Below are 16576 nucleotides of genomic sequence, written 5' to 3' on the forward strand. Positions count from 1 at the left end.
CCGGATTTGAATACGGCTAACCGGACGGATATCGGACGCGTCCGACAGGAGAATGAGGACAGTCACTGGGTTGGGGAGCTGCAGGGAGGAATCGTTGCTGCAGTAGTTGCTGACGGCATGGGCGGACATCTCGCAGGCGAGGTGGCAAGCAAGCTGACCGTCGATGCGCTTAGCGCGTCGCTCGGCGCGGTTGCGCCCGGCATGTCTAACGAGGATTGTGAAGCGCTGCTGCGTTCGGCGATCAAGTCAGCCAACGAGATCGTATTTGATACAGCCTCGGGCAATGAACGCTACAGCAATATGGGAACAACGGTCGTCGTCGCAGTAATCGAGGGCGAACGGGCTGTTATTGGCCATGTCGGCGACAGTCGGATTTATCGATTGGATGCGGACGGACTCATTCAGCTTACAGACGATCATACGCTTGTGAACGAACTTCTGAAGTCAGGCCAGATTACGGCTGAAGAAGCAGCGCATCACCCCCGACGCAACGTAATCATGCGGGCTGTGGGCACCGATCCCGAGGTTGAGGCGGACGTTTCCATTACCAGCTTGTCGTCGTCAGATCTGTTAATGCTTTGCAGCGACGGGCTTACGGATATGGTTAGTCACGAGCAGATGCTCGCAACGCTGCAATCGGAGACGCTCGATCTTGATGGCAAGGCGGATCGTCTCATTCAACTGGCACTGCAAGCAGGCGGCGATGATAATATTACCGTCATTTTGCTGCAAGGAGCTGCCAGTAAGAATCGAGAGGGGTGACGAATTTGATCGGACATGAACTTGGAGGACGCTACGAAATTATTACCCGGATCGGCGGCGGCGGCATGGCGCTTGTTTATAAAGCGCATGACCTGCTGCTGAACCGGAAGGTTGCGGTCAAGGTGCTGCGCCAGCAATTCGTTCACGATGAGGAGTTTATTCGACGGTTCCGCCGGGAGGCGCAATCGGCGGCTTCTCTCTCTCATCCGAACGTAGTCAGCATTTACGATGTAGGCCAAGAGGATGAAGTGCACTACATCGTCATGGAATACGTCGAAGGCAGCAACTTGAACGAAATTATTCAAGAGCGCGCGCCGCTTCAGCCGGACGAAGCTATACATATCGCTGCACAGATTTGCGATGCGTTAGTGAATGCTCATCAGAACCAAATTATTCATCGCGATATTAAGCCGCATAATATTCTTATTGGCAACAACGGCAGGGTGAAAGTGACCGATTTCGGCATTGCGCGCGCTGTCACAGCTTCAACCATTACGCAAACCGGCTCCGTGGTAGGGTCTGTGCACTATTTCTCGCCGGAGCATGCCAAAGGGACAAGCACGGGCGAGAAGTCGGACCTGTATTCGCTCGGCATCGTGATGTATCAAATGTTAACGGGCAAGCTTCCTTTTCAGGGCGAAAGCCCGATCAGCGTAGCTTTAAAGCATTTGCAGGAATCGTTCGTCGAGCCTCGCGCGATTAACCCGCTTATTCCGCAGAGCGTTGAAAACGTCATTTTGCGGGCAATGCGCAAAAACCCGAACGAGCGTTATGCCTCAGCAAGCGCGATGCTGAAGGATTTGGAGACATCCCTTCAAGCGCAGCGGCTGCATGAGCCGAAGGCGACGTTCTTCAGCGAGTCGGATGACTTGGACGAGACGCGTGTCATGCCGGCTATACGGCCAGCAGCGGCGCCGGAGGCTCGCACGGCTGCCGAGGAGCGCCCTGCTTCTCGCGAGCGTGCGTCAGCTCAGCAGGCAGCTTCAAACACGCAGACGATTGAGTGGGAGGACGAGAAGCCTAAGCGCCCTAAGCCGTGGTGGAAACGCCCGATGCCGATGATCATTGTGACGCTGGTCGTCATAGCAGGCCTCTATTTCGCGGTCAAAGCCGTTTCGAACAGCTTGGACGTTCCGGAAGTCTCCGTTCCTTATGTGGTGAATATGGAGGAAGCAGAGGCAGTTCGCACGATTGAGGAAGCGGGCCTGCTGATCGAGCAGCCGATCGTTCGCGAATTCAGCGATAAGGTTGAGAATGGATTCGTCTATGAGCAATCGAAGGCCAATATGAAGGTGAAGAAGGGCGCTTCTATCCGGATATACGTGAGCAAGGGCGCAGAATTAGCGGGTATGGAGGATTACACAGGCAGGCAGCTAACGGCAGCTATGGAGGAGCTTGAGGCGCTGGGCGTAGCCAAGGCGCGCATAAGCAACGAACCGCAGTTTAGCGATGAGGATCCGGGCACGATTTTGTCGCAGACGCCTGCTTCTGGCGAGTCCTTTGATCCCAAAACCGTTACCATCCGATTCACGGTAAGCAAGGGGAAAGAGACGGTAGAGATGCCGGATCTGATCGGCAAGAAGGAAGCGGAAGCGAAAGTGCTGCTAAGCCAGCAAGGGCTGAAGCTGTCGGAGGATAATATCGTCCGTGAGCCAAGCTACGAGCCGGAAGGTACGGTGCTGGGGCAGTTTCCTTACGAGAAAGGCGAGCAAGTGGGCAAGGGCGCTGAGGTGTCGATCACGGTCAGCTCCGGCTTGCCGTCGGATGCGGTACAGCGGAAGCAGCCTATCGTCATATCGCCTGCTCAGGCGGGCCATTCGAGCGAAATCCGGATTGTCTATTCCGACGCGACCGGGGAAAACATCGAGTGGGGCAAACGGAAAATTAAAGATACGCAACGATTCTCGATCAATGTCATCGTAGCTCCGAATAAGGATGCAACGATCATGGTGTTCCGTGACGGACAGCTGGTTGATTCGTTCCCGGTAACGTATGATTCGGGTAACGAGCCATCGGAGCAAACGGTGCCTGGCAAGGAAGAGCCGCCGCCGGTCGTTGACCAGCCTACACAAGGCGAGGTTCAACCGACAGATCCGAAAACCACTGGAACTGATCCTAACACGAATACTGCTCCAGATACCGGAAGTGAGGACAATCAGCCAGATGCCCAACAATAATGAATTAAACGGTACGATCGTCAAAGCGCTGGCTGGTTTTTACTACGTTCAACCGGAAATCAGGCAAGAGCAACCGATTCAGTGCCGCGCACGTGGGATATTCAAGAAACGGGGCGAATCGCCGCTCGTCGGCGATCGCGTCGTCTACTCCCTTACGGATAATGGCGAAGGAACGGTTGAACAAATATTGCCTCGCTCGTCGGAGTTGATTCGCCCGCCAGTTGCTAACATTGAGCTCGCGGTGCTCGTCTTCTCGGTAACGGAGCCGGAGTTGAATTTCCAGTTGTTGGACAAGTTCCTCGTCCATATTGAGCATGCAGGATTGGACACGGTCATTTGCTTGAGCAAAAGCGATCTGGCATCTGCCGAAGGCAAGGAAGGCGAAAGCGCCCGCGAAGCGCTGCGCCGCGTTCGAGCGGTATATGAGCCGCTCGGTTACGAAGTCTTCGAGACAAGCTCTCGCCTGTCGGAAGGCTGTGATCCGCTTCAGCAGCGGCTGAATCATCGGCTGTCTGTCTTCGCGGGGCAATCAGGCGTCGGCAAATCGTCACTTCTCAATGCGCTCGTTCCGGGTCTTACGTTAGAAACCAATGCCATTAGCAATCGCCTCGGGCGCGGGAAGCATACGACGCGGCATGTTGAGCTAATTGAGACAGGGATTGGCGGCTTCGTTGCGGACACGCCTGGATTTAGCCAGCTGGACTTCGAGGAGCTTGGCATCGAAGATTTGAGCTACTGTTTCCGCGAAATGCGGGAGCTGTCTCCATCCTGCAAATTCCGCGGCTGCACGCATGATCATGAGCCTGGCTGCGCGGTGCTTGATGCGTTGGAGGCAGGAGAGGTTGACGCGGGACGCCACGCTCATTACTTGGCGTTCATGGAAGAAATGAAAGAGAAAAAACGGAGGTACTAACGCATGACCATTATTGCACCGTCGATTTTATCGGCTAATTTCTCGAAGCTAGGGGAGGATGTCCAATCGGCTGAGAAGGCCGGCGGAGATTGGATTCACATCGATGTCATGGACGGCCATTTCGTGCCAAACCTGACGTTCGGTCCGATCGTGGTAGAGTCGGTTCGCCCTTATACCAAGCTGCCCTTTGACGTTCATCTGATGATTGAGAAGCCGGAGCTGTACATCCCGGCCTTCGTCAAAGCGGGAGCAGATCGCATTACGGTGCACGCGGAGGCGTGCGTTCATTTGCATCGTGTCGTTCATCTGATCAAAGAGCATGGCTTGCCTGCAGGCGTGGCCATCAATCCAGGCACGCCGCTGTCGGCGGTTGAACCTGTGCTGGATGATCTTGATCTGGTTCTCATTATGACCGTTAATCCGGGCTTCGGGGGGCAGTCGTTTATTCCGCAGTCGGTCGGCAGAATTCGTCAGCTGCGCACGATGCTGCAGGAACGCGGCCTGGAGCACATGAACGTACAGGTAGACGGCGGCATGAATGCCGAGACGGCAAAGCTTGTGCGCGACGCTGGAGCGAATGTGCTTGTCGCTGGCAGCTATGTATATGGAGCGGCGGATCGTGCAGCTGCTGTAGCTTCGCTTCGTTAGATCGAATTTCATCCTTTAATCGTGAGCCGGCCTTATGGCTGGCTTTTCGTTTGAAGACAGGAGGCGCTTCGTGGAGAAGTTTGAAGATCTGGATCGCAAGCCGCGTACAGGGTTATTCGTTGCTTTCTTTAGTTGGCTTTGCGGTATTTGCTTAATGTTGTTCGCGACGGTGAATGGGCCGATTCGTTTCGTGTTTTCTTTGCTGGCGCTCGTTATCGTGATCCGCTCGTTCGGCAAGATCGACAAGGTGGCTCCGCGGGTGTGGTTTATTGTGCTCGCTATCGTCTGGTATTTGCTGCTCACGATCATTGTGACGATTGCGACCTACGATCCTCCCCCCGCAGCGAGTTAGGCTGGGCGCGCTGGAATAGGACGACTTGATTACGCATAGGATGGTTACATGAACGATGGTTCCGCGAAGATCCGAGGTTCTTGTAACCATTTGTGCGTTATGAAGGCGACGATCATCCGATGAGCGCGTTTGAGGAGGGATGGGGCATGAAATTTTACACGATCAAGCTGCCTAAATTTCTAGGCGGTTTCGTCAAGGCCATCTTGAATACGTTCCAAAAAAGCTGATGCGGCCGAGCTGACGATAGTTCGATCGTGGAAGCAAGCCTATACCGACTGTATTTTGCATATGCAGAGTACAGTCGTTTTATATGTATAGGCGAGCCATACAAAAAAGACCGTGTCATAAGACACGGTCTTCTGCTGGCTGCGACCGTAGGGTCGGGCCTATTATACGCGGGTTACTTTGCCGGATTTCAGCGCGCGGGCGCTAACCCATACGCGTTTCGGTTTGCCGTCGACGAGGATACGCACTTTTTGAACGTTAACGCCCCAAGAACGACGGTTCTTGTTGTTCGCGTGAGATACGTGGTTGCCTGTACCAGGCGCTTTGCCCGTAATTGCACATTTGCGAGACATGGATACACCTCCTTAATCGATGCGGAGCATCTGGCTTCGCAAGCATCCGCTCATTAGGCGGAGCGTAACAGCATGGAAAGCTTCCGCTGAAGTAGCTAGTCATACGTCTTCATGGTAACTCGGCTTCTCGTCACAAGAAGCGCATATAAACATACTTGAGTATCGTATCACAACTGCCTTTTCTTTGTCTAGTCCCAGCTCATTTTGAAAAGGGAGCTGGGAAGAAGAGATCGCAAATAGCTCCGTTTCAGCTTGTTTTGGGAAGAAAATCACTAGTAGGATGCAATTTGCGTCCACTATCTTCGTAATGCTATAGATAATTGTCGAAAAACATTGTAAAATGGCGATAATGTTACTCGAATCCACGGTATTCGGCTGACAGGAACGTCTGGGAGATGGCGCTCAAAGCATTGCCGCATAATCCCGTCACTTATGGATGCGTTTTCATAGTGACCTCACGAGGGCTAGCCCTGTTTGGCGCGCTTCTATAACGTCAAGGATTATAGTACAATGTTGAAAAGTCCACAATAGAGATACATACGGAAAAGGAGCGGATCTCCATGCCACTGCAGCTCAGCACCGAGCTCGGAAAAGTACTCATTACAGACGAATGCATAGCCGTCATCGCAGGCTCTGCGGCATTGGAATGCTACGGATTGGTCGGTATGGCGTCCCGCAAGCAGCTGAAGGATGGCATTGCAGAGCTGCTAGGCCGAGACAATCTGTCTCGCGGCGTGGAAGTGCGCCGAGACAACGATAGCCTCCACATAGACCTTCATATTATCGTAAGCTATGGAACCAAAATATCCGAAGTCGCGCATAACATTCAAACGAAAGTCCAATATGTGCTTAACGATGTAATTGGATTAGAGGTGGACCTCGTTAATATCTACGTCCAAGGCGTGCGGGTACTCAAGTAGTTAGGAAGGGGAATCTTTTTTGAGCAAACGCATGATTAACGGAACTGATTTTTCCCGCATGGCTGCTGCCGGTGCGGAGAGCCTACAGCGCAATGCGGAGTACGTAAACGCGTTGAATGTTTTCCCGGTGCCAGACGGCGATACGGGGACGAACATGAACCTGACGATGACGTCAGGCATGAAAGAGCTTCAGAGCAAGCCTTCGCCAAGCCTTGGCAAAGCAGCCGAGGCGCTCTCCAAAGGGCTGCTTATGGGCGCTCGGGGCAACTCTGGCGTTATTTTGTCGCAGCTGTTCCGCGGGTTTTCTAAATCGTTGGCAGCGTTGGACGAGGCAGGTCCGGTTCAATTGGCTGCAGCACTCCAAAATGGCGTCGATATGGCTTACAAGGCCGTCGTTAAGCCAGTGGAGGGAACGATTCTGACGGTTGCGCGCGAAGCGGCTAAGCATGCCGTCCAGATCGCTCGCCGGACCGCTACAGCGGACGAGCTTATGCGCGAAGTGCATGACAAGGCAAATGAGGCGCTTCAGCGTACGCCAGACCAGCTTCCTGTGTTGAAGCAGGTTGGCGTCGTTGACTCAGGCGGCCAAGGTCTCGTCTTTATATACGAAGGCTTCGCCAAAGTATTGTCGTCGGAAGCGCCAGCGGATGAGCCGATCATCACTGAAGCAGCATGGCCGGAGGATGTCGGCATGAGCGCCCAGCCAGCCGTTTTGGCAGCGCGTCCAGCTCCAACCTCAGCCCAGTCCAAGCTGGCAACCGGCGATATTGAATTCCTGTACGACATGGAATTTTTCATCGACCGCAAGCTGGCGGGCCGTACGGTGCCTGCGTTCGACGAGCGCCGATTCAAGGAAGCGCTCGCGAAGGACGGAGATTCGATTCTCGTTATCGAAAGCGATGATGTGATTAAGGTCCATGTCCACTCGCGCAAGCCTGGAGACGTGCTTAATCTTGCTCTCCCTTACGGAGAACTGATTGATATTCATATTCTGAATATGCGGGAGCAGCATCGCGACTTGCTTGAGGGCGAAGAGCATTCTGCCTCGCAAGCCCATCAGGCGGCAGAAGCAATGGCAGCTGCTGAGGTGCTGACAGGCGGCGTTGCGCCCCAGTCGGTTCCGCCCGATCACGTGCATGAGCTTGCGCCGTATGGCATCATCGCCGTAGCGATGGGCGAAGGCATCGCCGATATTTTGCTGGACAACAATGTCGATATTGTACTGTCGGGCGGACAAACGATGAACCCTAGCACCGAGGACTTCCTGAAAGCGATTGAAGTGCTGCCGGCTGAGCATATCTATTTGTTGCCGAACAACGGCAATATTATTTTGGCTGCGGAGCAAGCTGCCGAGCTCTCGGGTCGCAGCGTCAAAGTGATCCCGACCCGTACGGTGCCGCAAGGCCTTGCTGCTGCGCTGGCGTTTAAAGAAGAGGAATCGGTAGAGCGGAACGCCGATTGGATGAAGCGCGCTGCGGATTCTGTTCGCACCGGGCAAGTGACGCAAGCGGTTCGCGACACGAACATCGACGATGTGAGCATCCGCGAGGGCGATTATATCGGCATTCGCGAGAAAGCGATCGTTGTATCTACCGCTGACTTGCTGGAAACGTGCCGCACGCTGCTGGATCGTATGCTGGAAGACGGCGGCGATCTAATTACGGTGCTCACGGGCGAAGATGCGGACGAGAATGTAACGCAGGAGCTCGTTGCGTGGGCGACGGCTGCGCATGCCGATGTCGAGGTTGAAGTGCTTGCTGGCGGACAGCCGTTGTATCCGTATTTGTTTGCTATTGAATAACCGTGTAGGAAGGGGGAGGAGCGTATGCCTATGATTCGAATTGTCACAGACAGTACGGCCGATCTTCCGGCCGAAATAAGAGAGCAGCTGGGGATTGAGATGGTGCCGTTAGAGGTGCTCTTCGGCGAGGAGTCCTACTTGGATTCGGTGACGATTACGCCGGACGATTTTTATCAGAAGCTGGAGGCTTCGAGCAAGCCGCCGACCACATCGCAGCCAGCCTCTGTTACGTTCGCATCGACATATGAGCGTATTTTGGCCGAACAGCCTGACACTCAGATTTTGTCCATTCATTTGGCGGCTGCATTAAGCGGTACGTATCAATCGGCTGTGATCGGCTCTTCGATGGTAGAGGGAGAAGGGGCAGCCAACATTACCGTATTTGATTCCAAATCCGCGTCCAGCGGCTGCGGCATACTTGTGCTGAAAGCGGCGGAGATGGCACGAATCGGCTGTACGATGGACGAGATCGTGGAAGAGATTACGCGTATGCGCAAGGCGACGCACCTGTATTTCCTTGTCGATACGCTTGAATATTTGCAAAAGGGCGGCAGAATCGGGAAAGCATCGGCACTGATCGGATCCATCCTGAACATCAAGCCGATCCTGACGCTGGATGAAGACGGCGTCGTTACTTCGGTTGATAAAGTCCGCGGGCAGAAGAAAGCGATGAATCGGATCGTTGAGCTGTTTGGCAATGATTTCGGCACGCAGGAGCCTGTCGCCGTAACGGTTGCTTATGCGCAGCATACTGGCGTTGCGGATGAGCTATGCGCGCTGCTGAAGGCGACTTTTAACGTCGATCATATTACGTACTACGAGTTAGGGCCGGTCATCGGTACGCATGCCGGTCCAGGCACTGTAGGCCTTTTTATGCATAGGGTGTGAGTGACAATGAAGCTGGATCAAATACCGGTCCGGCAAGTGAAGGGCGTGAGCGCGCAGAAGGAAGGCGAGCTTCACGCCTTTGGCGTCCATACGGTTGCTGACTTGCTGGACTATTTTCCGTTTCGTTATGAGGATTATCGACTGCGGGATTTGACGGAAGTGAAGGACGGGGAGAAGGTGACCGTTCAGGGCCATATTCGGAGCTTGCCTGCGGTAGCGCGTTTTGGCCGGGGGAAAGCGCGGATGTCCTGCAAGGTGGAAATCGATCATTTCCTTGTAACGGCTGTTTGGTTTAATCGCGCGTTTCTGCAGGATCAGCTTGTGCTGGGCCGGGAAATAACGCTGACGGGCAAATGGGATGCTAATCGGCATCAGCTGACAGTATCGGAGTCAGAGTTTCCGGATCGAGGGAAGTCCCGCTCGGGCTCGCTCCAGCCTGTTTATTCGGTAGGCGGCAGCCTGACGCAGCCGTTTATGCGCAAGGCGATTGGTCAGGCGCTAATTCAATTCGGCGACCTCATCGAAGACAGCTTGCCGCCTCAGTTGATTAGTAAGCATCGGCTAATTCCCCGGCAAGAAGCGGTTATGCGGATCCATCATCCGGAAGGGGCGGCAGAGGGGCAGGGTGCGCGGCGAAGGCTCGTCTATGAGGAGCTGTTCTGGTTCCAGCTTAAGCTGCAAGCCTATCGCTCATTATTACGGACGCGTTCGGACGGGATGGCGTTTCCGATCGATAGCGCCGTTATTCGCGATTTTGCGGCTCGGCTGCCATTCGAGCTGACGGATTCCCAAAAAAAGGTCGTAAATGAAATTACGCAGGATATGCGCCAGAAGCATGGGATGAACCGGCTGCTGCAGGGGGATGTCGGCTCGGGCAAAACGGTCGTTGCCGCGATTGCGCTGTATGCCGCAGCGAAAGCGGGCCATCAAGGCGCATTGATGGTGCCGACGGAGATATTGGCCGAGCAGCATCTTCGGTCGCTTCAGCGATTGTTTGACGGCACCGGGGTCGAGGTCGGCCTGCTGACGGGCAGCGTCACGGCTCGCAAAAGGCGCGATATTCTTGCTGGCCTCCAGATGGGGATGATCGACATTGCAATCGGTACGCATGCCTTAATTCAGGACGATGTGATCTTCCGCTCGCTTGGTCTGGTGGTCACGGATGAGCAGCATCGCTTCGGGGTCAATCAGCGGAGCGTGCTGCGCCGGAAGGGGCTTAGCCCGGATGTGCTGACGATGACGGCAACGCCGATTCCGCGTACGCTTGCCATTACGGCATTTGGGGATATGGACGTATCGACGCTGCGCGAGCGGCCGAAGGGCCGCAAGCCAATCAAGACGCACTGGACGAAGCCTTCGGCGATGGATCGGGTGTTCGAGTTTATTCAACGCGAAGCCGATCAAGGCCGTCAGGCGTATGTGATCTGTCCGCTCATTGAGGAATCCGAAAAGCTGGATGTGCAGAATGCGATCGATATGCACGCCACGATCGCGATGTCGCTTCCAAAGCTGAAGGTCGGCTTGCTGCACGGCCGCATGACAACAGCGGAGAAGGATGAGGCGATGCGGGCGTTCGGGGCGAACGAGACGCAGGTGCTCGTCGCGACGACCGTCGTTGAAGTCGGCGTTGACGTGCCCAATGCGACGCTTATCGTCATCATTGACGCGGAACGGTTCGGTTTGTCGCAACTGCATCAGCTTCGCGGCAGGGTCGGGCGCGGCGAGCATCAGTCCCACTGCATACTCGTTGCTGATCCGAAGTCGGAGACCGGAAGAGAGCGAATGAAGGTCATGACCGAGACGGATGACGGCTTCGAGGTGGCGCGCAAGGATCTGGAGCTGCGGGGACCGGGCGACTTCTTCGGTACGAAGCAGAGCGGGGTGCCGGAATTTAAGCTTGCGGACATGGTTGCGGATTTCGAGACGCTGGAGGAAGCTAGAGAGGATGCGGCGGAGCTGACGAGCGAGCCTGATTTTTGGACCGCCTCCGCCTATGCCGATCTCCGCCAGCGGCTGCTCAAGGATCCGTTATTCCAAGGGGAGCAGATTGATTAAAAGAAGGTAACTTTCATGGGCACTCGGCATATGTATAAGCGATTGCCAGTCTCGGCGGGCGGACGCAGCACTGCCAGATGGAGGTGCCTTCGATGAGCTATCAAAAATACGGAATCCGGCCAGATCTTGTGGAGCGGGTAAAGTACAAAATGAAAAATCCGGTCGTCAAGGACCGGATGAAGCAGATGTTAAGCACGGTAACGAAGTATGATTTGCAGGATCGCATGAAAGTGCGCAAGCTGGTAAAGTCTGCAGCGGCAGCTTTATCAGAGAAGCTGACAGAGACGCAAGAGGAACAGATTATTGCATTCATCATCGGTCAAAAAATTGATCCAAACAATACGTTTCACTTGTTGAAGCTGTGGGCGACATTCCGGTAGTTGGCGGATTGGCCGAAGCAGCGGCTGCAAGCGACAAAGAAAGGCGGTCCCGCTGAAGGGGCTGCCTTTCTTTGTTGAAAAATTTAAGCTGGAAGCTCGATGGGGAACCAGATTTCAAATATCGATTTCTCGTCTGCACGATCCGTGTACCGCTCATCATACAGCTCGAACTCCGGACGGCTGCACGCGTAACGGTAGTTCGATGAAGGCAGCCAGGTGCCATGGAAATAGTCAAAAATCGAGTGGATCCCATCGATTGGGCCTTGATAGGTGACAACGGCATATTGTCCGCCAGGCATAGGCCTCGTTTCCAGATCTTCAGGCAGCTGGGCAAGAGCGGTTGAATTAACGGCAGCCATATAATCGAATGGGTCGCCTGGGCGAGCGTCGGGGGAGCTGAAGCAAATGCCATAACGGGCGATAGGCTTGTCCGACGGGCGAAGCAGCTCGGTTAGTCGAGGGGCGAAATCATCCCAAAGCTTGGCGATCGGGTTGATGGAAGCTTGCTCGTCGTTTCTAGGGGAAAACAAAATGATTCGGCCTGCTGCTACGAATGGGAACTGCGAGGAAATATGAGTGCTGACAATCATCGTGAAATTCACGCATCCTTTCGAAATGGGCAATGTAGAAAATTGCTGTTCTCGCTGACGACAGGATCATATGTTCGCAATTTGTATATCAAGGTAATTCGTTCCATATGGTGGAATTCCTGCTCTGCTGGCGAAAAATAATTTGGATTTAAGCAGAGCGCTAGAGGAATGGTGGGAGAGCGGCGAAGGCGGCTAACGCGCCGCCTCCAGCGGTTCGATCAGAGCAGGCGAGTCGTTGCGGACGCTGCCCACCGCCGGCGATACCGGATAGGCATCCATCAGCGAAGCGTCGAATGGCGCGAATAGCGGCTGGAGCCGCTGCGGATCGCGGATCGAACGATCGAGCCAAAGCTGCTCGTCCCTCGGATGAAGCAGCACGGGCATCCGATTATGAATCGGCGCCATCAGCTCGTTCGGGGAAGTCGTCAGTACGGTGCAGGTGCTGAGCTTGGAGCCGTCCGGCGAGATCCAGGTCTCATACAAGCCAGCCATTGCAAAAGGCTCGCCGTTTCGCAAGCGGATGCGCATGGGCTGCTTGGTGCCATCAGGCCGCACCTGCCATTCATAGAAGCTGTCAGCTGGAATGAGGCAGCGCTTGCGGCGGATCGCTTCACGGAACGCGGGCTTGTCAGGCGCGGTTTCGGCGCGGGCATTCAGCATTTTGGAGCCGATCTTCGGATCGTCGGCCCATGGCGGAACAAGTCCCCATTTGAGCTCGCCTAAACGGTTGGAAGTGCCGTCGTTCACGACAGCCATGACGAGCTGCGTCGGCGCAATATTATACCGCGGCTGGTGGTAAGGCACGGAGGTTTGCTCGATCATGAATCGGAGCATCATCTCCTCAAGCGAGATGGTAAGCGTGTAGCGACCGCACATCGGGCAGCCTCCTTCCTCTTTCGCATGCATTGTTTTTATGATTGTTTTTTATTATACATGCCGGAGGCTTGCTTCGCACGGTTTAGCGCGCGCGTCTGATGCGGATAATGAATAGCATATAAAGGATTGTGTGGGCGGAAGATTACGTCCAAGGAAAGGAGATGACTCGAATGCTGAATCGGCTGAGCCCAGCTGCGGCTGCTGCTTGGCGAGCGTGCGCCGCCGCAGGGGCCGGCGCGCTGCGCCTGCTGCGGCTCCCCGCTGAGGCCACCGCGTATGCGGCAGCTTACGCGGTGGGCAAATGGCACGCCATCGCGGCTTCGCATGCGATGGCTGCTGCCGCTTCGCCGCCGGTGCTTGACCCGGCGGCGACAGCGGCGCTGGCTGCGGCGTGGCGCAAGCTGGAGCGCACGCCGCCGCAGCAGCCTGGCCCGACCGGGAGCGCGGCGAATCAGCCGCTCCCGGCGGGCGCGTGGGACACCGAAGCGGCTGCATCGCCGCTCGGTGCCCCGCAGGCTGCCAAGCCCGGGGGAGAGGCACTCCCCGGGCTCGGCAGCGACAGCGCCGGCGTGGCCGGCGGGTGCTGGAGCGCCGCGGAGCAGGCGCTCATCGGGCGCATCCGCGAGGAGACCGCGTGGATGAATCGCAACAACGTGACGCGGACGGCCGCTTATTATGCCGTCTATGTGCGCCGGCCCGAGCTGCACTGGGCGCTGCTCGCGCATCTCGTGTCGCGCAACGGCGGATGGAACATGACGGATTTGCAAGCCGAATGGGTTCCGCGGCTGCTTGGAACGTCGAAGCGCGAGGATGTATTTGCGTTTCTTGAGCGGGCGAATTCGCTTATTTTTGGCGATGCGTATCCGCAGCTGCTGCTCTACGAGCACAGCATGAAGCACGGCCGTCCGTTGTTTCATTTGCTGCCGGCATTTGGCGTATCCCGCTTCATGGCGCCTGCATGGGAGCGGTTCTGGGCAAGCCGGGAAAGCGCGCTGCTGACGGTTGCGCTTATCGTGAACGAGCAGCACTTTATCGAGGACCGCGTCGTGCGCCATCCTCATTACCGCAAGCGAGTCATCGATACGCTGTTTTTCGGCATGCAGTCGTTCCTGCAGCTTAATGCCGTCGTCATCCCTTATAGCATTAGCAATGGTGATGGCGATAGCGGAGAAACGCCAAGCGACATGCGGCTCGCGGGGCTCATCATTGAGCGGTTCGCGAGCATACGCGAACGCATTGAGTTCGGCAAGCGGCTGTACGCTATCTTGTTTGGCGTACCGACGGTTCATGAGGGCGTACGGGCATTCGTGCGGGAGGTGCGGCATACCGGCTCGCGCGCGGATTTCGCGCCCCAGCTGTTCAGCCGAATCCGGCATGGGCTTCCGGAGCGGCCTTATAATGCCCGACTGCAAGGCGGCAAGCTGAAACCCGGAGCGGAGCGCCCCTATAGCCCGACGCTTGCGGCGGCGTGGCCGGAGCGGCCTGTTGCTCCGCCAGAGCCGGGGGATTGGTTCGTGCGAGCGGCGGATGTCTTGCTTTATTTTGAGCGGCTGCCGCTGCCGGGAACGTTCGAGCTGACGAATGAATACGGCTTTCTGCTCGACAAGCTGGAGCTTGCTGCGGAAGCCTCCCATCGCGTGGATGGGCCGGAAGGGTTGGACGCTGTATCCGCTATGCCCACATCAACGGCGGATTGACACCTCGCTGCAACAATGTTATAAAAGTATTTATACACAAGAAGCAACGAAGGGAATCAGTAGGATCTGTCACTTGGTGTTTCAGAGAGTCGGCGGTTGGTGCAAGCCGGTACACATGCAGATGCGAATTACGTCCTGGAGCGTTTTCGCCCGAACCCGCGCATTGGCGGAAGGGGAAGACGGCTGTCGACCGTTATCCGACATGAAGTGGAATATGCGAATGCGGCATGTTCAATTAGGGTGGTACCGCGATGACTCGTCCCTGTCTAATCGACAGAGGCGGGTCTTTTTTGATTTTATGCCCTTCCGCATTGCGTTTCGTATCCATTGCTTGCAACTTACCTACAAGGAGAGATGTTTTTATGACGCAGCCTACTGCTACGAACCAAACCTTCGACCTGTTGGAGGATCTGGAATACCGCGGCTTGGTTCACCAAGTGACGCATCGCGAAGGGCTTCATGAGAAGCTGCAAAAGGAGCCGATCACGTTGTACTGCGGCTTCGACCCGACGGCGGACAGCCTGCATATCGGCAGCCTGCTCCCGATTTTATGCTTGATGCGTTTCCAAAAAGCCGGCCATAATCCGATCGCTCTCGTTGGCGGCGGCACGGGCTTGATCGGCGATCCGAGCGGACGTACGTCGGAGCGCTCGCTTAACACGGACGAAACCGTTGCGAGCTGGACGGCGAGCCTGCAGCGCCAGCTGTCGCGCTTCCTCGATTTCGATACGCAGGCTAACCCGGCGAAGCTCGTCAGCAACTACGACTGGCTGGCATCGATGAACATTATTTCGTTCCTGCGCGATGTGGGCAAGTACTTCACTGTCAACTACATGCTGGCCAAAGATTCCGTAGACTCGCGCTTGGCGAACGGGATTTCGTTTACGGAGTTCAGCTACATGATCATGCAAGCTTACGATTTCAGCGTGCTGCGCGAGCAGCATGACTGTGCGCTGCAAATCGGCGGCAGCGACCAATGGGGCAACATCACGGCGGGTCTTGACCTGATCGGCAAATTGGGCGGCGGCGAATCGTTCGGCCTGACCATGCCGCTCGTGACCAAGAGCGACGGCAAGAAATTCGGCAAATCCGAATCTGGCGCGATTTGGCTGGACTCCAGCAAAACATCGGTGTACACGTTCTACCAGTTCTGGATCAACACCGACGATAGCGATGTAATCAAGTTCCTGAAATACTTCACGTTCTTAAGCCGCGAGCGCATCGCGGAGCTGGAAGCCGAGCTTCAAGCGCATCCAGAGAAGCGTGCGGCACAGCGTGAGCTGGCGCGCGAAGTAACGCGGCTCGTGCATGGCGCGGACGCGCTGGCTAGCGCAGAGAAAATTACGGAGGCGCTCTTCTCCGGCGACGTGACGCAATTGAATGAGGCGGAGCTCGTCGAAGCGCTGGAAGGCATGCCGACCGTTGTACTGGCTGACGAAGAGATCGCGCTGATGGATCTGCTGATTGCAGCGAAAGCAGCGCCGTCCAAGCGTCAAGCGCGCCAAGACATCGAGAGCGGCGCGGTATACATCAATGGCGAGCGGAACACAGCCGTCGATGCCGTTCTGACGAAGGAGCAGCGCCTGCACAATCAATACCTCGTGCTGCGCCGCGGCAAAAAGAACTACTACCTCGTGCGCTTTGAATAAAACTGCATAACGAGACAGGACAATGGAGCGGTTGCTCACGTTGAACCTAATGGAAGGCTGCGCAGGCATTTCGAACTGCGTAGCCTTTTCTGCGTTTCCGATAGCTGTAAAGAGCGGCATCAGCATTCGCAGTTCTGATGTATTTCACCTTGCTCCGCAGCGCACACGCAATCGCTTGACACACGTAACTTTTCAGCGCGCGTCCTACCTCTCCTCCAGGCTTCATTGCACCTTATACAACGAGAATGGTCCATAGCATCTCATTGAGTGTTTGTCATTGCATTTTGCGC

Annotated in this window: 16 protein-coding genes and 1 other annotated feature; of the genes, 13 read left to right on the forward strand and 3 right to left on the reverse strand. The window is 55.7% G+C overall.

What is annotated here, in order from left to right:
* Positions 1 to 6: 6 nt before the first annotated feature.
* The 6 genes from PAECUDRAFT_RS02320 (at position 7) to spoVM (ending at position 5079) form a co-directional block, all read left to right on the forward strand.
* Positions 7 to 762 carry a Stp1/IreP family PP2C-type Ser/Thr phosphatase gene (locus PAECUDRAFT_RS02320; RefSeq protein WP_006036484.1) on the forward strand — a complete coding sequence of 252 codons (756 nt, stop codon included), beginning with the start codon at positions 7 to 9 and terminating at the stop codon, positions 760 to 762.
* Positions 759 to 2939 carry a Stk1 family PASTA domain-containing Ser/Thr kinase gene (gene pknB / locus PAECUDRAFT_RS02325; RefSeq protein ID WP_407636287.1) on the forward strand — a complete coding sequence of 727 codons (2181 nt, stop codon included), beginning with the start codon at positions 759 to 761 and terminating at the stop codon, positions 2937 to 2939. The genes PAECUDRAFT_RS02320 and pknB overlap by 4 nt, the downstream gene beginning before the upstream one ends.
* A complete protein-coding gene (gene rsgA / locus PAECUDRAFT_RS02330; RefSeq protein ID WP_006036486.1) occupies positions 2926 to 3852 on the forward strand; it encodes a ribosome small subunit-dependent GTPase A in 927 nt (308 codons plus the stop codon). The genes pknB and rsgA overlap by 14 nt, the downstream gene beginning before the upstream one ends.
* Before the next feature lie 3 nt (positions 3853 to 3855).
* Positions 3856 to 4500, forward strand: a complete 645-nt coding sequence (rpe, locus tag PAECUDRAFT_RS02335; RefSeq protein WP_006036487.1) for a ribulose-phosphate 3-epimerase — start codon at positions 3856 to 3858, stop codon at positions 4498 to 4500.
* Positions 4501 to 4570: 70 nt separating this feature from the next.
* On the forward strand, positions 4571 to 4852 hold the full coding sequence (locus PAECUDRAFT_RS02340) for a hypothetical protein (RefSeq protein ID WP_006036488.1): 282 nt from the start codon (positions 4571 to 4573) through the stop codon (positions 4850 to 4852).
* A 146-nt stretch (positions 4853 to 4998) separates the two neighbouring features.
* Positions 4999 to 5079 carry a stage V sporulation protein SpoVM gene (spoVM, locus tag PAECUDRAFT_RS02345; protein ID WP_040711006.1) on the forward strand — a complete coding sequence of 27 codons (81 nt, stop codon included), beginning with the start codon at positions 4999 to 5001 and terminating at the stop codon, positions 5077 to 5079.
* Positions 5080 to 5241: 162 nt separating this feature from the next.
* Here spoVM and rpmB read toward each other — a convergent pair whose 3' ends face one another.
* The gene (gene rpmB, locus PAECUDRAFT_RS02350; RefSeq protein WP_006036489.1) at positions 5242 to 5430 is read right to left on the reverse strand and encodes a 50S ribosomal protein L28; all 189 of its coding nucleotides are present in this window, start codon (positions 5428 to 5430) and stop codon (positions 5242 to 5244) included.
* 560 nt (positions 5431 to 5990) lie between these two features.
* On the opposite strand from rpmB, the gene PAECUDRAFT_RS02355 reads away from it, so the two are divergent.
* The 5 genes from PAECUDRAFT_RS02355 to PAECUDRAFT_RS02375 all read left to right on the forward strand — a co-directional run bounded on the left by PAECUDRAFT_RS02355 (position 5991) and on the right by PAECUDRAFT_RS02375 (position 11474).
* The gene (locus PAECUDRAFT_RS02355) at positions 5991 to 6350 is read left to right on the forward strand and encodes an Asp23/Gls24 family envelope stress response protein (protein ID WP_006036490.1); all 360 of its coding nucleotides are present in this window, start codon (positions 5991 to 5993) and stop codon (positions 6348 to 6350) included.
* 31 nt (positions 6351 to 6381) lie between these two features.
* A complete protein-coding gene (locus PAECUDRAFT_RS02360) occupies positions 6382 to 8151 on the forward strand; it encodes a DAK2 domain-containing protein (RefSeq protein ID WP_006036491.1) in 1770 nt (589 codons plus the stop codon).
* Between the two features lie 24 nt (positions 8152 to 8175).
* Complete coding sequence (locus PAECUDRAFT_RS02365) at positions 8176 to 9039, forward strand: DegV family protein (protein ID WP_006036492.1); 864 nt, start codon at positions 8176 to 8178, stop codon at positions 9037 to 9039.
* 6 nt (positions 9040 to 9045) lie between these two features.
* Complete coding sequence (recG, locus tag PAECUDRAFT_RS02370; RefSeq protein WP_006036493.1) at positions 9046 to 11094, forward strand: ATP-dependent DNA helicase RecG; 2049 nt, start codon at positions 9046 to 9048, stop codon at positions 11092 to 11094.
* Between the two features lie 92 nt (positions 11095 to 11186).
* A complete protein-coding gene (locus PAECUDRAFT_RS02375) occupies positions 11187 to 11474 on the forward strand; it encodes a stage VI sporulation protein F (RefSeq protein ID WP_006036494.1) in 288 nt (95 codons plus the stop codon).
* An 83-nt stretch (positions 11475 to 11557) separates the two neighbouring features.
* Here the strand turns inward: PAECUDRAFT_RS02375 and PAECUDRAFT_RS02380 are convergent, their stop codons facing one another.
* Positions 11558 to 12064, reverse strand: a complete 507-nt coding sequence (locus PAECUDRAFT_RS02380) for a GyrI-like domain-containing protein (protein ID WP_006036495.1) — start codon at positions 12062 to 12064, stop codon at positions 11558 to 11560.
* Positions 12065 to 12256: 192 nt separating this feature from the next.
* A complete protein-coding gene (locus PAECUDRAFT_RS02385; RefSeq protein WP_006036496.1) occupies positions 12257 to 12940 on the reverse strand; it encodes an SOS response-associated peptidase in 684 nt (227 codons plus the stop codon).
* Between the two features lie 170 nt (positions 12941 to 13110).
* Here PAECUDRAFT_RS02385 and PAECUDRAFT_RS02390 point away from each other — a divergent pair, with 170 nt between their 5' ends.
* Together PAECUDRAFT_RS02390 and tyrS are read left to right on the forward strand one after the other, a co-directional pair.
* Complete coding sequence (locus PAECUDRAFT_RS02390) at positions 13111 to 14637, forward strand: DUF2515 domain-containing protein (protein WP_006036497.1); 1527 nt, start codon at positions 13111 to 13113, stop codon at positions 14635 to 14637.
* Positions 14638 to 14674: 37 nt separating this feature from the next.
* Positions 14675 to 14904, forward strand: a binding site (T-box leader).
* A gap of 95 nt (positions 14905 to 14999) precedes the next feature.
* Entirely contained in the window at positions 15000 to 16286 is a 1287-nt protein-coding gene (gene tyrS / locus PAECUDRAFT_RS02395) for a tyrosine--tRNA ligase (protein WP_006036498.1), read from the forward strand.
* The last annotated feature ends 290 nt before the right edge of the window (positions 16287 to 16576 follow it).

Origin of the sequence: Paenibacillus curdlanolyticus YK9, assembly GCF_000179615.1 — a bacterium.
GTDB lineage: Bacteria > Bacillota > Bacilli > Paenibacillales > Paenibacillaceae > Paenibacillus_T > Paenibacillus_T curdlanolyticus.

What these genes read in the sequence shown, in the direction of transcription:
- rsgA (WP_006036486.1), top strand. Translation starts at nt 2,926, where the DNA reads ATGCCCAACAATAATGAATTAAACGGTACGATCGTCAAAGCGCTGGCT.
- rpe (WP_006036487.1), top strand. Translation starts at nt 3,856, where the DNA reads ATGACCATTATTGCACCGTCGATTTTATCGGCTAATTTCTCGAAGCTA.
- spoVM (WP_040711006.1), top strand. Translation starts at nt 4,999, where the DNA reads ATGAAATTTTACACGATCAAGCTGCCTAAATTTCTAGGCGGTTTCGTC.
- rpmB (WP_006036489.1), bottom strand. Translation starts at nt 5,430, where the DNA reads ATGTCTCGCAAATGTGCAATTACGGGCAAAGCGCCTGGTACAGGCAAC.
- PAECUDRAFT_RS02355 (WP_006036490.1), top strand. Translation starts at nt 5,991, where the DNA reads ATGCCACTGCAGCTCAGCACCGAGCTCGGAAAAGTACTCATTACAGAC.
- PAECUDRAFT_RS02360 (WP_006036491.1), top strand. Translation starts at nt 6,382, where the DNA reads ATGATTAACGGAACTGATTTTTCCCGCATGGCTGCTGCCGGTGCGGAG.
- PAECUDRAFT_RS02365 (WP_006036492.1), top strand. Translation starts at nt 8,176, where the DNA reads ATGCCTATGATTCGAATTGTCACAGACAGTACGGCCGATCTTCCGGCC.
- recG (WP_006036493.1), top strand. Translation starts at nt 9,046, where the DNA reads ATGAAGCTGGATCAAATACCGGTCCGGCAAGTGAAGGGCGTGAGCGCG.
- PAECUDRAFT_RS02375 (WP_006036494.1), top strand. Translation starts at nt 11,187, where the DNA reads ATGAGCTATCAAAAATACGGAATCCGGCCAGATCTTGTGGAGCGGGTA.
- PAECUDRAFT_RS02380 (WP_006036495.1), bottom strand. Translation starts at nt 12,064, where the DNA reads ATGATTGTCAGCACTCATATTTCCTCGCAGTTCCCATTCGTAGCAGCA.
- PAECUDRAFT_RS02385 (WP_006036496.1), bottom strand. Translation starts at nt 12,940, where the DNA reads ATGTGCGGTCGCTACACGCTTACCATCTCGCTTGAGGAGATGATGCTC.
- PAECUDRAFT_RS02390 (WP_006036497.1), top strand. Translation starts at nt 13,111, where the DNA reads ATGCTGAATCGGCTGAGCCCAGCTGCGGCTGCTGCTTGGCGAGCGTGC.
- tyrS (WP_006036498.1), top strand. Translation starts at nt 15,000, where the DNA reads ATGACGCAGCCTACTGCTACGAACCAAACCTTCGACCTGTTGGAGGAT.